General features: G+C 72.0%; 13 protein-coding genes. 5 read left to right on the forward strand and 8 right to left on the reverse strand.

The annotated features are described in order from the left end of the window. The 3 genes from ACSBPG_RS10050 to ACSBPG_RS10060 all read right to left on the reverse strand — a co-directional run. On the reverse strand, positions 1–635 hold a 635-nt coding region (locus ACSBPG_RS10050), incomplete at its 3' end, for a HAMP domain-containing protein (protein ID WP_435537017.1). Between the two features lie 279 nt (positions 636–914). Continuing rightward, positions 915–1,283, reverse strand: a complete 369-nt coding sequence (locus ACSBPG_RS10055; RefSeq protein WP_435537018.1) for a hypothetical protein — start codon at positions 1,281–1,283, stop codon at positions 915–917. Then, the gene (locus tag ACSBPG_RS10060) at positions 1,267–2,001 is read right to left on the reverse strand and encodes a hypothetical protein (RefSeq protein ID WP_435537019.1); all 735 of its coding nucleotides are present in this window, start codon (positions 1,999–2,001) and stop codon (positions 1,267–1,269) included. The genes ACSBPG_RS10055 and ACSBPG_RS10060 overlap by 17 nt, the downstream gene beginning before the upstream one ends. A 172-nt stretch (positions 2,002–2,173) precedes the next feature. Between ACSBPG_RS10060 and ACSBPG_RS10065 the strand changes: the two genes are divergently transcribed. The 3 genes from ACSBPG_RS10065 to ACSBPG_RS10075 all read left to right on the forward strand — a co-directional run bounded on the left by ACSBPG_RS10065 (position 2,174) and on the right by ACSBPG_RS10075 (position 5,059). Further along, entirely contained in the window at positions 2,174–3,157 is a 984-nt protein-coding gene (locus tag ACSBPG_RS10065; protein WP_435537020.1) for a bifunctional enoyl-CoA hydratase/phosphate acetyltransferase, read from the forward strand. A 23-nt stretch (positions 3,158–3,180) separates the two neighbouring features. Continuing rightward, complete coding sequence (locus ACSBPG_RS10070) at positions 3,181–4,008, forward strand: succinyl-CoA synthetase subunit alpha (RefSeq protein ID WP_435537021.1); 828 nt, start codon at positions 3,181–3,183, stop codon at positions 4,006–4,008. Between the two features lie 280 nt (positions 4,009–4,288). Further along, positions 4,289–5,059, forward strand: coding sequence for a dienelactone hydrolase family protein (locus ACSBPG_RS10075; RefSeq protein WP_435537030.1), 771 nt, complete (start codon positions 4,289–4,291; stop codon positions 5,057–5,059). A 55-nt stretch (positions 5,060–5,114) separates the two neighbouring features. Here ACSBPG_RS10075 and ACSBPG_RS10080 read toward each other — a convergent pair whose 3' ends face one another. Further along, positions 5,115–5,882 (reverse strand): PRC-barrel domain-containing protein, encoded by a 768-nt coding sequence (locus ACSBPG_RS10080; RefSeq protein WP_435537022.1) that lies wholly within the window; start codon positions 5,880–5,882, stop codon positions 5,115–5,117. A 289-nt stretch (positions 5,883–6,171) separates the two neighbouring features. Here ACSBPG_RS10080 and ACSBPG_RS10085 point away from each other — a divergent pair, with 289 nt between their 5' ends. Beyond that, positions 6,172–6,600, forward strand: a complete 429-nt coding sequence (locus ACSBPG_RS10085) for a PAS domain-containing protein (RefSeq protein WP_435537023.1) — start codon at positions 6,172–6,174, stop codon at positions 6,598–6,600. Between the two features lie 16 nt (positions 6,601–6,616). On the opposite strand, the gene ACSBPG_RS10090 is transcribed toward ACSBPG_RS10085, so the two are convergent. Genes ACSBPG_RS10090 through msrP form a run of 4 tightly spaced genes read right to left on the reverse strand, consistent with a single transcriptional unit; the run spans position 6,617 to position 11,416 of the window. Further along, positions 6,617–8,257, reverse strand: a complete 1,641-nt coding sequence (locus ACSBPG_RS10090) for an ATP-binding protein (protein ID WP_435537024.1) — start codon at positions 8,255–8,257, stop codon at positions 6,617–6,619. Between the two features lie 9 nt (positions 8,258–8,266). After that, entirely contained in the window at positions 8,267–9,760 is a 1,494-nt protein-coding gene (locus ACSBPG_RS10095) for an ATPase domain-containing protein (RefSeq protein WP_435537025.1), read from the reverse strand. Between the two features lie 59 nt (positions 9,761–9,819). Continuing rightward, positions 9,820–10,485, reverse strand: a complete 666-nt coding sequence (locus ACSBPG_RS10100) for a sulfite oxidase heme-binding subunit YedZ (RefSeq protein WP_435537026.1) — start codon at positions 10,483–10,485, stop codon at positions 9,820–9,822. A 1-nt stretch (position 10,486) separates the two neighbouring features. Then, positions 10,487–11,416 (reverse strand): protein-methionine-sulfoxide reductase catalytic subunit MsrP, encoded by a 930-nt coding sequence (gene msrP, locus ACSBPG_RS10105; protein WP_435537027.1) that lies wholly within the window; start codon positions 11,414–11,416, stop codon positions 10,487–10,489. A gap of 369 nt (positions 11,417–11,785) precedes the next feature. Here msrP and ACSBPG_RS10110 point away from each other — a divergent pair. After that, positions 11,786–13,013, forward strand: a 1,228-nt coding sequence (locus ACSBPG_RS10110; protein WP_435537028.1) for a methyl-accepting chemotaxis protein, incomplete at its 3' end; no start/stop codon positions are given.

The following is a 13,013-nucleotide window of genomic DNA, read 5'->3' on the forward strand; positions in this document are numbered from 1 at the left end:
GTCAGGTCCTTCCAGGTGCCGGCGACGCCCTCGACCCGCGCCTGGCCGCCGAGCTTGCCTTCGGTGCCGACCTCGCGCGCCACGCGCGTCACCTCCGAGGCGAAGGAGTTGAGCTGGTCCACCATGATGTTGACGATCTTGCCGATGCGCAGGAACTCGCCGCGCAGGGGCCGGCCGTCGATCTCCAGCATCATCGTCTGCGACAGGTCGCCCTTGGCGACGGCGCCGATGACGCGGGCCACCTCGGTGGTGGGCTGGACGAGGTCGCCGATCAGGGTGTTGATGGAATCGACGCACTGCTCCCATTCGCCGGTGGCGCCGGGCAGCCGGGCACGCTGGCCGATCTTGCCCTCCTTGCCGACCACCGAGCTGAGCCGGCCGAACTCCTCCGTCATCTTCTGGTTGAGCTCGACGACGTCGTTGAAGGCTTCGGTGATCTCGGCGTCGATGCCGGTGAAGTGCATGGGCAGGCGCACGGAGAAGTCGCCCTTGCGGAACCGGCGCAGGGCCGCCAGCAGGTCGCGGGCGGACAGCTCGGCGTCCACGGTTTCGGGCAGGGCGATTCTCACGATGGATTTCTTGCGCCGGGTGCGGCCCTCGGCGGCGCCCTTCACCGGCTGGGAAGCGTCAGTCATGACCGCCCGTCCTCCGTCCCCTGCCGTTGACCGTAAGACCGCCGGCGGCGCGCCGGCCATCAGCCCGTTGCGCCCTCGCGGGGCTGACCGGATGCGACATGACTCTTCCCATGGCCAGGTTCGATCGGGAACCCACAGGGTAGTCGTTGACGTACCGGACGACCGCAAACAGGACGTTCTATACGACTAAAGATTTTCTCGGTGTAAAAGGGATAGGGAAATGGTGGCAGAGCGGCCCGGTACTATGCCATTGCGCAAGAGCGCGACGCTTTCCGCCCCTCAGAACAACGAAGCGGAGCGCGCGGCCAGGATCTGTTCGGCAAGGGCAACGCAAAGCTGTGCTTCGGCTCGCGTCACGCTTTCGTCCAACGCCCGTTCCGCGCGCAGGCTGGCGAGCCACAGCGTGTTCCAGTGGCGCCGGGCCAGGCCGAGGAAGGCCGGCGCGGTCGCCGGGTCGGCCGCCCACAGGGCGTCGCGCACCGAGCGCGGATTGCCGGCGAAGGTGTCGGGGTCGCGCCCCACCGCCCCGGACACCGCGAGGTAGACGGCGTCGTGGGCGAAGCGGGTCGCCGCCCGCCAGTGCGCCTCGTCGGCCGTGGCAAGCATCGCGCGGGCCAGCGCCAGCGGGTGCTCAGGGCGCATCGGCATCGATCACCACCCGCAAGGCCAGGGCGCCGCACAGCGCCGGGGCGACCGCGTCGACCCGCTCGTGCAGGGCGTCCAGCAGCCGCACCAGCCCCGCGGTGTCGGCCACCCGTTCCGCCGCCAGCGGCACCGTCATCTCGTAGACGATGAGGTCGCCGGCGATGCGCGGCTTCAGCGCGATCCCGTCGGGCGCGCCCGTCACCTCGGCCAGGGCGGCGAGGTAGAGCTCGCCCGCGGCGACCAGGGTCAGTTCCGGTACCGGGCGCCGGCCGATGGCGAGCGCGCGGTGGCGCATCTGCCGGACGATGGTGAGCCAGGCATCCTGGAACCGCTCGGCCTCCTCGATCACCTCGCGCAGCGCGGCCGCCAGCTTCTGCGGCAGCGCCAGCTTGCGCGCCAGCGCCTTGTATTCGCGGATGACGTCGTTGCCGAGACGTTTTATCTCGGTTTCGTGCTCCGTGGCGATGGCGATGAGCTGGTCGTGCACGGCGAAGCCGTCGGCGTTCGCCCGCTCCGCCAGGTACATCAGCCGCTCGGCGTCGTAGCGCACGTCCGCCTCGGTCTTGCTGGCGGCGACGTCGACCGCGCGGCGCGCGGCGCGCACGGTGTCGACGTCCAGCTCGTGGCGACGCTCCAGCACGCCGTGGATCAGCGCCACGTAGCGCTGGGCGACGAGCAGCGGCTGCTCCGGCGTGAAGGGATCGAGGGCGAGGCGGGCCATGGCGCCAACCCTGCATGGCCCCGCCGGCCCTGTCAATCCGACCATCGGCCGGCTCCCATCGGCGGGCTCCCGCCGGTGGACGTGACCATTGCCTTGCTTCCGGATTCATGTTGTTATCCGACACAAGACGTTTCGAATAACGAGACGCATGAGGAGGAAGGAGACCCCCGAGGTGAGCCACGCCACGGCCGCGTCCGGCGCCCAGTCCCCCTGCGCGCCCCATGGCCACAAACACCGCTTCCACTGTCCCGACCGCCTGCTGGCGCGCGCCGCCGGGGCCTGCCCGGTGCCGACGGGCGTCGTCGCGGCGGCATCCCGTCTGGCCCTGGAGAGCGCCCGGCGGGCCCGTGACGCTGGCCTGATCGAGCCGGTCCTGGTGGGCGACCGCACCGCCGTCCGCGACCTCGCCGCGGCGATGGACTGGCCCCTCGACGGCGTGCGCGTCGTCCACGCCGCCGACGAGGGCGCGGCGGCGCGGGCGGCGGTGGCGCTGGCCCGCGGCGGCGAGGTCCAGGTCCTGATGAAGGGCCACGTCCACACCGACGTGCTGATGACGGCGGCGCTCGACCGCCAGCACGGCCTGCGGGCCGGCCGGCGCTTCACCCACGCCTTCCACATGACGGTGCCGGGCAGCGGGCGCGAGCTGGTGATCACCGACGCCGCCGTCAACATCGCCCCCGACCTCGACACCAAGCGCGACATCATCCGCAACGCCGTCGACCTCTGCCGCCTGCTGGGCAGCGAGCGGCCGCGCGTGGCGCTCCTGTCCTGCACCGAGGAGGTGACCGACCGCGTCCCCTCGTCGCGCGACGCCCGGCTGCTGACGGAATGGTCGGCCGGCGGCGGCGCCGGCGAGGCCACCGTCTACGGCCCGCTGGCCCTCGACCTGGCGCTGTCGGCCGAGGCCGCCCGCATCAAGGGGCTGGACCATCCGGTCGCCGGGCGGGCCGACGTTCTGGTGGTGCCCAACATCGAGACCGGCAACGCGCTCTTCAAGATGATGGTGCACTTCATGAACGCCACCGCCGCCGGGGTGGTGCTGGGGGCGCGGGTGCCCATCGTCATCACCTCGCGCGCCGACCCGCCGGAGGCCCGCATCGCCGCCGCCGCCATCGCCAGCGTGCTGGCGCGGCGCGGCGCGGCGGGACTGCAGTGATCGCCAGGGATCGGGAGGCAGAGATGTTCGTTCGCAAGGCCGACCGCGTGCTCGTCCACGGCCAGCCGCACGCGGCGGCGGCGTCCTACTGGACCCGGCGCATGCGCGCCTACGGCACCAACGTCGTCGCCACCTGCGGCACGGCGGCGCCCGACGTGCCGCGCTTCGCCGACTCCCGCACCGCCATGGGGGCGGTCGGGTTCGACGTGGCGGTGCTGTTCACCGGCGCCGACACGGCGCTGGCCGCGGTGCGCGACGCCGTCGAGGCGGGCGGGCGCCTCGTGCTGGTGGCGTCCGACGGGGTGGCGCCGCGCGACGCGCGGGAAATGGCGGCGGTCGCCCGCGGCAACGGCGTGCGTCTGCTGGGACCCGGCAGCGCCGGGCTGGTGGTCGCCGGCGAGTGCTTCGCCGGGGCCGTGCCCGGCGACCGCGCGGCCCTGTTCCGGCGCGGCCGCATCGGTGTGGTCGCCCGCTCGCGCGGGCTGGGGGCCCTGGTGTGCCGGCGCCTGGTGGCGGCCGGCTTCGGCCAGAGCGCCTTCGTCGGGGTCGGCCGCGGCACCGCGGTCGGCACCACGCCGGCCGAGGTGGTGCGCGCCTTCGCCGCCGACCCCGGCACCGACGCCATCGTCCTGCTGGGCGAGGGCGGCGACACTCTGGAGGAGGAGGCGGCCGACGCGGTGGCGCGCGCCGGCAAGCCGGTGGTCGCCTTCGTCGCCCGCGACCGGGCGCCGGCCGGGCGCTCGAAGGCGAACGCGCTGGCCTTCGCCGGGGCGGTGGTCTGCCGCACCGCCGAGGCGGTGCCGCACGCCCTGGCGGCCAGCCTCGCCGCGCACGGCGCGCCCCTCGACTAAGCAGGTTTTCCGAACTCCGCCCACATTTGGGCGGGCTCGGAAAACCTGCAAAACCATAAAGTCCGCAGGTTTGCCCAGGCCGGGCCATCTGTGGCCCGATCTGGGCAAACCTGCTTAGCAGGATCGTTTTTGGCCGATTCGGCCAGAAACGCGAATCTTGCCCTGACCATCCGAATGCGGAGCGGCCCGGCCAAGGGTCCTATCCCTCTCGACGTGCGGCCGCATGCCCCCATCCTTTGTGGCGGCGGACCACGACAGAAGGGAGGATGCCGTGCAGAGGATGGTTCTGGCTGGCCTCGTGACGGCCGGCGTCGCGCTGGCCGGACCGGCGGCGGCGCAGATCGCGACGGAGAGCGTCGTCTACCAGGTCGACGGTCAGGCGTACGAGGGTTATTTCGCCCGCAACGCCGGCTACCCCGGGGCGCAGCCGCTGGTGATCCTCATCCACGACTGGGACGGGCTCGGCGACTACGAGAAGCGGCGGGCGGAGATGCTGGCGGAGCTGGGCTACGCGGCCTTCGCCGTCGACCTCTACGGGCAGGGGGTGCGCCCGACCACCACCGAGGACAAGAAGGCGCGCTCCGGCGCCCTCTACCAGGACCGGGCGGCCATGCGACGTCGCATGGAGGCGGGGCTGGAGGCGGCGCGCGGCCGCGCCGGCGTCGACGGCCAGCGGGTCGCCGCGATGGGCTACTGCTTCGGCGGGGCGGCGGTGCTTGAGCTGGCGCGTTCGGGCGCCGAGCTCGACGGGTTCGTCACCTTCCACGCCGGATTGAAGACGCCGGCCGACCAGACCTACGGGGCGGTCAAGGGGCCGCTGCTGATCCTGCACGGCACCAACGACCCGGCGGCGCCGATGTCGGAGGTGGCGGAGCTGGCCAAGGCGCTGAACGAGGCCAAGGCCGACTACCGCATGGAACTCTATGGCGGCGCCAAGCACGCCTTCACCGTGTGGGGCGTGCCCGACAGCGAGGCGCTCGGCTACGACCCCCAGGCCGACCGCCAGTCGTGGCGGGAGGCGGTCGGCTTCTTCGACACGGTGCTGCGCTGACGACGCGCCGCGCCGCCTCTCCCTTCGGTGCGGAGGAGAGGCGGCGCGGAACGCGTCAGTCGAACGCGTCGTAGTCCAGCGGGTCGACGCCGGCCACGTCGCCCTCGGTGTAGGGCATCTCGTAATAGTTCTGCCCCGGATCGAAGCCGTAGCCGTACCCGTAGTAAGGATAGCCGAAGTAGCCGGAGGTGCCGTAGCCGGAGTCGGGCCGGACCACCACGGCCTGCACGCCGCCGTCCTGGCCGAAGATGACGTCGTCGACGTAGCCGTAGTCGACGCCCTCGCGCAGGCGGGCGTAGTCGCCGATCAGCTCGGAGACGAGCCAGGCCCTCGGCCCGACCTCCAGATCGTCGTCGACGGCCTGCACCCGCTGCCCGGCCTCGCTGGCCGACAGCCAGCCGGTCTCCTCCACGTCGACCGCGTAGTCGTCCACCGACTCCTCGGTCACCGGGATGGTGACGCGCTCGCGCGCCTTGTCCCACGTCACCTGGTCCCACGGCACGTTGACGTGGGTGTCGCCGATGTCCCAGAAGCCGCCGACCTCGGCGATGACCGAGCGGATGCGGCCGTCGGGGCCGACGACGATGTTCTCGATGTCGCCGATCTCCTCGCCGGCGGGACCGTGGACGTCGACGTCGTCGATAAACTCGTCCGCGCTCCAGCCGTCCTGGTAGAGGGCGTCGTAGCGCCAGTCCGGCAGCTGGATCACCTCGGCGTCGACGGCCGGACCGCCGTCCGCGCGCGGCGTCGCGGTTTGGGCGACGGCACCGGCGGGGACGCCGAAGGCGAGAACGGCGGCGGCGGCTAGCAGGTGGGTTCGCATAGCATTCCTCCTCGTTCTGTGGCGCTCAGGACAACCGTGGGCCGCAGCGATCGGTTCCGTGCAAATCCAATGTTGCTGCAGACGCCCTGCCGTTGCGAAATTGTTGCACGGCCGTTTCGGCGTTTTGTTGCCAGCATCGAGAAACGGCAAGCCGGGCCGACCGGACATGACTTGCATCGTCGTGCGTTTGTCTGCCGCTGCGGGGCGCCATCGGCCCATTGGTAGGTGGCCACGACGCACCGAGACGGGTTATTCTCGTCGCCGGGTGCCGTCTGCGACCGGAAGCGTCATGCCAACCGTCGACCTCATCGAAGCGGCCTGGAGCCACTGGGAGCGGATGGCCGCGGGCCGGGCCATGCCGTCGCGCGCCGACCTCGACCCTGTCGACGTCCCCCGCCTGCTGCCCTTCACCATCCTGGTCGAGGTCCTGCGCGATCCGCTGGACTTCCGCTACCGGCTGCTCGGCACCGAGCTCGACCGCATCGTCGCCGGCAACTTCAAGGGGCGGCGCTTCTCGGAGATTCCGCGCATCGGCCGCGGCGGGCAGATCTGGCGCGACCACGCGGCGGTGGTGGAGACCCGCCGTCCCCTGCGGGCCACCGTCCGCTACATCGGCGACGACGCCCACGTGCGGGGACTCGCCCACGGGCTGTTCCCGCTGTCCAACGACGGCGAGAGCGTGACCATGATCTGGTGCGTCGCGCAGATCGATCGCTGAGGCCGGGTCCGCGGGATCAGGGCTCGTCCAGCAGCGCGCGGACCTGGGCCAGCAGGCCGTCCACCGCCACCGGCTTGCCGAGCAGCCGGGTGCCCGGCTCCAGGGACTCCGGTCCGAAGGCGGCGTGATGGGCGTAGCCGGTGAGGAACAGGACCTTCAGCCCGGGCCGCAGCCGCCGTGCCGCCGCGGCCAGTTCCCGGCCGTTCATCCCCGGCAGACCGACGTCGCTCACCAGCAGGTCGATCGCCGCCGCGGACTTCAGGATGGCGATGGCGGCCTGCGGGTCGGTGGCCTGCAGCACCCGGTAGCCCTGCGACTCCAGCGTTTCCGCCCACAGCATCAGCACCAGCGCCTCGTCCTCGACGACGAGGACGGTCTCGCCGGCGTCCGCCGCCGGCGGGCGGGGCGTCGCGGCGACGGGCGGCGGCGGCGCGGCCGGCGTGCCGTCGTGCCGCGGCAGGTACAGGGTCACCGTCGTGCCACGCTCCGGTTCCGAGGCGATCGTCGCCGCACCGCCGGACTGCCGGGCGAAGCCGTAGACCTGGCTCAGCCCGAGGCCGGTGCCCTGGCCGATGGGCTTGGTGGTGAAGAAGGGCTCGAAGGCGCGTTCGACCACGTCGGGCGTCATGCCGGAGCCGCTGTCGTGCACGCTGAGCGCGACGAAGGCGCCGGCCGGCAGGTCGGAGGTGCCGTCCAGCGTGGCGTTCGCCGTCGCGATGCGCAGCCGGCCGCCGCCCGGCATGGCGTCGCGCGCGTTGAGGACGAGGTTGAGGAGGGCGCTTTCCACCTGGTTGGCGTCGGCCCAGGTCGGCCAGAGATCGGCGGCCAGTGCCGTCTCGATGCGGACCGATTCGCCGACCGAACGCTGCAGCAGCCCGTCCATGGCGGCGACCAGGGCGTTGAGGTCGAGGCTTTCCGGGGCGAGCGACTGGCGGCGGGCGAAGGCCAGCAGGCGCCCGGTCAGGGTCGCCGCGCGGTCCGACGCGGTCGCCGCCATGTCGACGTGGCGCCGCCGGTCGTCGCCGTCCGGCAGCTTAGCGCGCAGGGCGTGCAGGTTGCCCAGGACGACCTGCAGGATGTTGTTGAAGTCGTGGGCGATGCCGCCGGTGAGCTGGCCCACCGCCTCCATCTTCTGCGCCTGGCGCAGCTCGTCCTCGACGCGGCGGCGTTCGGCCATTTCCGCGTGCAGCTCCCGGGTGCGTTCGGCGACCCGCTGCTCGAGCCGGCCGTTGGTCCGGGCGATCTCGGCGAGGTGGGCGCGGGTGCGGTACTGGCGGCGGCGCGCCCGGTCGGCGGCGCGCGCGGCGCTCTGCAGCGCCTCGGCGTGCAGCGGCCGGTCGAGCAGGGTGACGTTGCCGAGCCGCCGGAACAGGTCGCCGCGGCCGGGTTGGGCGGTTCGCCGGCCGCGGGCGGTGAGGACGAGAACGGGCAGGTCGGACCAGGGCGGCTGCGCCTCGAGGCACGCGACCAGCGCGTCGAGATCCTGCGTCAGGGCGCCCTCCGCCACCAGGAGCCCGGTCGCCTCGCCGTCGAGGGCGCGGCACACGGCGGACAGGTCGGCACAGGTTCGGGTGGCCAGGCCGACCTCCGCCAGCACCAGGCCGATCACCTCCGCATCCCGTCCGTCGGGCGCCAGCACGAGGAATGGAGCCGCCATGGGTGTCCGTCAGCCGCCCTCGCGGTTCCGGCGCAGCAGCGGGTCCGGCGACCCCTTGTAGGTGGGCACGCCCGTCAGCACGCCCTGGAACTCCAGGAGGCGCGGACCGACCTGCATGCCCTCGGGGAACAGGCGGAACTCGCGGATCGCCAGCTCGTGCACGCCGGTGCGCTTCTTCACCACCGAGATCGCCTTGCGCACCTCGCCCTCCGCCTCGAAGAAGCGCAGGAGGACGACGGCGTCGCTCATGAAGGACAGGTCCACCGGGTTCTGGGTATCGCCGACGATGCCCTGCTGGGCGAGGATGAGGATGGTGACGACGCCCTGGTTGTTGAGATAGGACAGCAGCTCGTGCATCTGCAGGGTGAGCGCCTGCTCCTCCGGCATCGTGCTGAAGTAGGAGTTCAGGCTGTCGATCACGACGACGCGCGCCTTGCGGTCCTCGACCTGGCGGCGCACCTGCCAGACGAACTCGCCCGGCGACAGGCGCGACGGGTTGGCGCGTTCCCACCCCAGCTCGCCCTTGCGCACGGAGTCCGCGATGTCGACACCCAGCGCCACGCTGCGTTCGGTCAGGGTTTCCAAGGACTCGTCGAAGGAGAAGTAGGCGGCGTATTCGCGGCGCTTCACCGCGGCCGCCACGTACTGGAGCGCCAGCGACGACTTGCCCGCCCCCGACGGGCCGACCAGCATCGTCGTCGTGCCCCGCGTCAGGCCGCCGCCCAGCAGCTCGTCCAGCCCGGCGAGGCCGCTCGACACCGCCTCCGGCGTGAAGGGGGTCTTGTGCTCGTCGGCGATCAGGCTGGGGAAGATCAGCACGTCGCCGGGCGTGATGGCGAAGTCGTGCCAGCCGCTCTGGTAGTCGGTGCCGCGCATCTTGGCGATGCGCAGCCGGCGCCGCGCGGCGCCGTAGGACCGCTCGATCTGCTCCAACGCGATGACGCTGTGCATCAGGCTGTGCAGCTCGCCCGTGCCGTCGCGGCCGGTCAGGTCGTCGAGCACCAGGGTGGTGACCCGGCGCCCCTGCAGGAACTGCTTCAGCGCCAGGATCTGCCGGCGGTAGCGGAGCTGGTCCTGGGCCAGCAGGCGCAGCTCCGACAGGCTGTCGACCACCACCAGGTCGGGGTCGTCGGCCGCGATCCGCTCGGTGATCAGACGCATGGTCTCGCCGAGCTCCACCTCGGACGGGTAGAGCACGCTCTGCTGGCGGTCGACCTGGGCCTCCAGCGGCACCAGCTCGAAGATGCCGATCCCGTCCAGCGACCAGCCGTGGCTGGCCGCCGACGCCCGCAGCTCCGCCTCGGTCTCCGACAGCGAGACGTAGAGGCTGCGCTTGCCGTCGCCGCGCCCCTGCAGCAGGAACTGCATGGCGATGGTGGTCTTGCCCGTGCCCGGCGCGCCCTCCAGGAGGTGCAGCCGCTCCTTCGGCAGTCCGCCGCGCAGGACGAGGTCGAACTCGGGAATGCCGGTGAGGATCTTTTCCGTCTGGCGCGGCTCGGGCACTCACGTCTCCTTCGGGCTGTCCGTGTCGGTCCCGCGACGGTGCCGACGCGGCGCCCGAATCAACGCGCCGGCCCGGAGGCGGTTCCGTGGCGGCCCGGAGCGTGCCGCCGCGTCGCGGGCAGCCGGTGGGCGAGGCGCACCGCCACCAGGGCGGCCAGCAGCCCGGCGTAGACGAAGGGCGACGTCTGCCAGCCCTTGACGAGCATGAGGTAGTGCAGGCAGCCGGCCGCCCCCGCCAGGAACACCCCCTTGTGGAGGGCGCGCCAGCGCCGCCCGCCGAGGCGGCGGACCACCGCCACGGGGGAGGTCGCGGCGAGCGCCGCCAGCACCAGGAAGGCGGCGAGCCCGACCGTGATGTAGGGGCGCTTCAGGATGTCCAGCCACACCGCGTGCCAGTCGAAGAACTGGTCGACGCCGACGTAGGCGAGCACGTGCAGGCCGGCGTAGAAGAAGGCGAACAGCCCGATCATGCGGCGAAAGCGCGCCAGCTCGCTCCAGCCCGTCAGCAGGCGCAGCGGCGTCACCGCCAGCGCCAGCATCAGGAAGCGCAGGGCCCACAGGCCGGACTGGCGCACCCCCTCGGCCACCGGCTCGGGCCCCAGGCCGCCGGTCAGCGCCGCGGTCACCGTCCAGGCCATCGGCACCAGGGCGGCGGCGAACAGCAGCGGCTTGGCGGCCGGCGCCGTCAGCGCCGCGGCCGCCGCCTTGCGGATCGGCGGGGTCATGTCAGAAGGACGCCCGCAGGTCCATGCCCGCATAGAGGCCCGCCACCTCCTCGGCGTAGCCGTTGAAGGGCAGGGTGGGGCGGCGGAAGAACTCGCCGACCCGGCGCTCCTTGGCCTGGCTCCAGCGGGGGTGGTCGACGTCGGGGTTGACGTTGGCGTAGAAGCCGTACTCCCGCGACTGCATGCGGTTCCAGGTGGTGGGCGGCTCGTCGCGGGTCAGGCGGATGCGCACCACCGACTTGATCGACTTGAAGCCGTACTTCCACGGCACCACCAGGCGGACCGGCGCGCCGTTCTGGTTGGGCAGGGTGTCGCCGTACATGCCGACCGCCAGCAGGGCCAGCGGGTGCATCGCCTCGTCCAGGCGCAGCCCCTCCACATAGGGCCAGTCCAGCACCGGCCGGCGCTGCCCCGGCATCCGTTCCGGATCGTACAGGGTCTCGAAGGCGACGTACCGGGCGGCACCGGTCGGCTCCACCTGCTTGAGAAGGGCCGCCAAGGGAAGCCCGAGCCAGGGGATCACCATGGACCAGGCCTCGACGCAGCGCAGGCGGTAGACGCGTTCCTCCAGGGGAAAGGCCAGCAGCTCCTCGATGCCGAAGGTGCGCGGCCGCGCCACCTCGCCCTCCACCACCACCTCCCACGGCCGGGTGCGCAGGGTCCCGGCGTAGCGGGACGGGTCCTCCTTGCCGGTCCCGAACTCATAGAAGTTGTTGTAGCTGGTCGCCGAATCCTTCGGCGTCAGCGGGTCGGCCGCGGCGTCCGCCGGCCGCACCGTGGTGGGGGCGTCGAAGGTGGCGGCCGCGGCGACGCCGCCGGCCGCCAGCGCCGCCGCCCCACCCGCCAGCAGGGCGCGCCGCGTCAGCCACAGGCGGCGCGGCGTGACCTCGTCCTCGCGCGCGTCCGAAGCCTTCGGGAACCTGAGCAGCATGGATCGAAACTCCGCGAAAAGGCGTGTACGGCACCGATGATAGGGCGGGCCGGCGACAACGGCGAAACACAAGACGGACACGATTGCGTGAGGGCGAAGCCGTGCATCCGTCCGTCGTCGATCGGATGGTTCGTCCGATCGGCTGACCGGATTGTCCGCTCGCCGCTCAAGCCGAACAGATCCGGCCGAGAATGGTGAAGGCCAATCTCGAAATGACTTGCATTTTGCAAATCGCGGAATTTGAAAAATCAGCCTGTGGATATGATTTATTAATGTTTTCCATCACAAATTTGATCTGGCCGGTGGGGAGTTCTGTGGAAGAGAGTGAGAGAGCCGAGCATGCGAGTATCCACGAAAATAATGGTCCCGGTGCTCATTCTTGCAGTGGTTGCGGCGGGCATCGGCGGCCTCTCCCTGTGGGGGATGGCGCGCATCCATGACGCCGCGGAAACGCTGGCCCGCACCCAGGCGATCGTGCTCACCGCGTCGGAGCTGCGCTCGGTCAGCCGGGCCCTTCAGCGCGACGCGCTCAACCTGATCGCCGAGGACGAGGCCGGTCGGGGCGGCGTTCAGGCGCGCTTCGCCGAGCGGATCGTCGAGATGGAGACGCAGGCGAAAGCGCTGACGGCACGTCTCGGCGAGGCCGGCCGCCCCGAAGCGGCGCAGATGGCAGACCTGCAGGCCCGGGTCGTCGCCGCCCTGCGCAGGACCCACGACCGAGCGCTGGCGGGGGACGCCGCCGGCGCCCGGGCGGTGTTCGTCGCCGAGGTCCGGAGCAGCGAGCGCGGGGCTTCGGCGCTCACCGACCCGGTCATCGAGTACGGGACGCGGGAGATCGCGCATCTGACGGAGCGTCTGCAGGCGGTGGAGGACCAGGTCCGCTGGTCCACGCTGGCGGTGGCGGTGCTGGGGATCGCCGCCGGCGTCCTCTTGTCCTGGATGATCGCCCGCACGGGGGTGGTGCGGCCGCTCGATCGCATGACCACGGCGATGGCCCGGCTGTCGCGCAGGGACTACGCGATCGATCTGGCGGACGCGCAACGCACCGACGAGATCGGCGCCATGGCCGCGGCCGTCGCGGTGTTCCGCGACAGCATGCAGGAGGGCGACCGGCTGCGCGCGGAACAGGACGCCGAACATGCGGCCAAGGCGCAGCGCACCGCTGAGATCGACCGCCTGATCACCGGCTTCGAGCGCAACGTCGGTGGCATCCTGCACGCCGTCTCCGCCGCGGCGGAGGTCCTGGACGGCACCGCCGACAGCATGACGGAGATCGCCGACCAGACCAACGAGCGGGCGGCGTCCACGGCGCGGGCGGCCGAGGAGGCCTCGGCCAACGTGCAGACCGTCGCCACCGCCACCGAGGAGCTGACGGCGTCGATCGGCGAGATCGCCAGCCAAGTGTCGCGCTCCACCGCCGTCGCCGGTCAGGCCGTGGCGGAGGCGGACCAGACCAACCGGCAGGTCCAGGGGCTGGTGGAGCAGGCCCAGCGGATCGGCGAGATCGTCGAGCTGATCTCCGACATCGCCTCGCAGACCAACCTGCTGGCGCTGAACGCCACCATCGAGGCGGCGCGCGCCGGCGAGGCCGGCAAGG

The sequence above is a fragment of the Azospirillum sp. ST 5-10 genome (assembly GCF_051225715.1).
In the GTDB taxonomy this organism is placed as follows: Bacteria; Pseudomonadota; Alphaproteobacteria; order Azospirillales; family Azospirillaceae; genus Azospirillum.

What these genes read in the sequence shown, in the direction of transcription:
- ACSBPG_RS10070 (WP_435537021.1), top strand. Translation starts at nt 3,181, where the DNA reads ATGTTCGTTCGCAAGGCCGACCGCGTGCTCGTCCACGGCCAGCCGCAC.
- ACSBPG_RS10080 (WP_435537022.1), bottom strand. Translation starts at nt 5,882, where the DNA reads ATGCGAACCCACCTGCTAGCCGCCGCCGCCGTTCTCGCCTTCGGCGTC.
- ACSBPG_RS10100 (WP_435537026.1), bottom strand. Translation starts at nt 10,485, where the DNA reads ATGACCCCGCCGATCCGCAAGGCGGCGGCCGCGGCGCTGACGGCGCCG.
- ACSBPG_RS10075 (WP_435537030.1), top strand. Translation starts at nt 4,289, where the DNA reads ATGGTTCTGGCTGGCCTCGTGACGGCCGGCGTCGCGCTGGCCGGACCG.
- ACSBPG_RS10090 (WP_435537024.1), bottom strand. Translation starts at nt 8,257, where the DNA reads ATGGCGGCTCCATTCCTCGTGCTGGCGCCCGACGGACGGGATGCGGAG.
- msrP (WP_435537027.1), bottom strand. Translation starts at nt 11,416, where the DNA reads ATGCTGCTCAGGTTCCCGAAGGCTTCGGACGCGCGCGAGGACGAGGTC.
- ACSBPG_RS10055 (WP_435537018.1), bottom strand. Translation starts at nt 1,283, where the DNA reads ATGCCGATGCGCCCTGAGCACCCGCTGGCGCTGGCCCGCGCGATGCTT.
- ACSBPG_RS10060 (WP_435537019.1), bottom strand. Translation starts at nt 2,001, where the DNA reads ATGGCCCGCCTCGCCCTCGATCCCTTCACGCCGGAGCAGCCGCTGCTC.
- ACSBPG_RS10085 (WP_435537023.1), top strand. Translation starts at nt 6,172, where the DNA reads ATGCCAACCGTCGACCTCATCGAAGCGGCCTGGAGCCACTGGGAGCGG.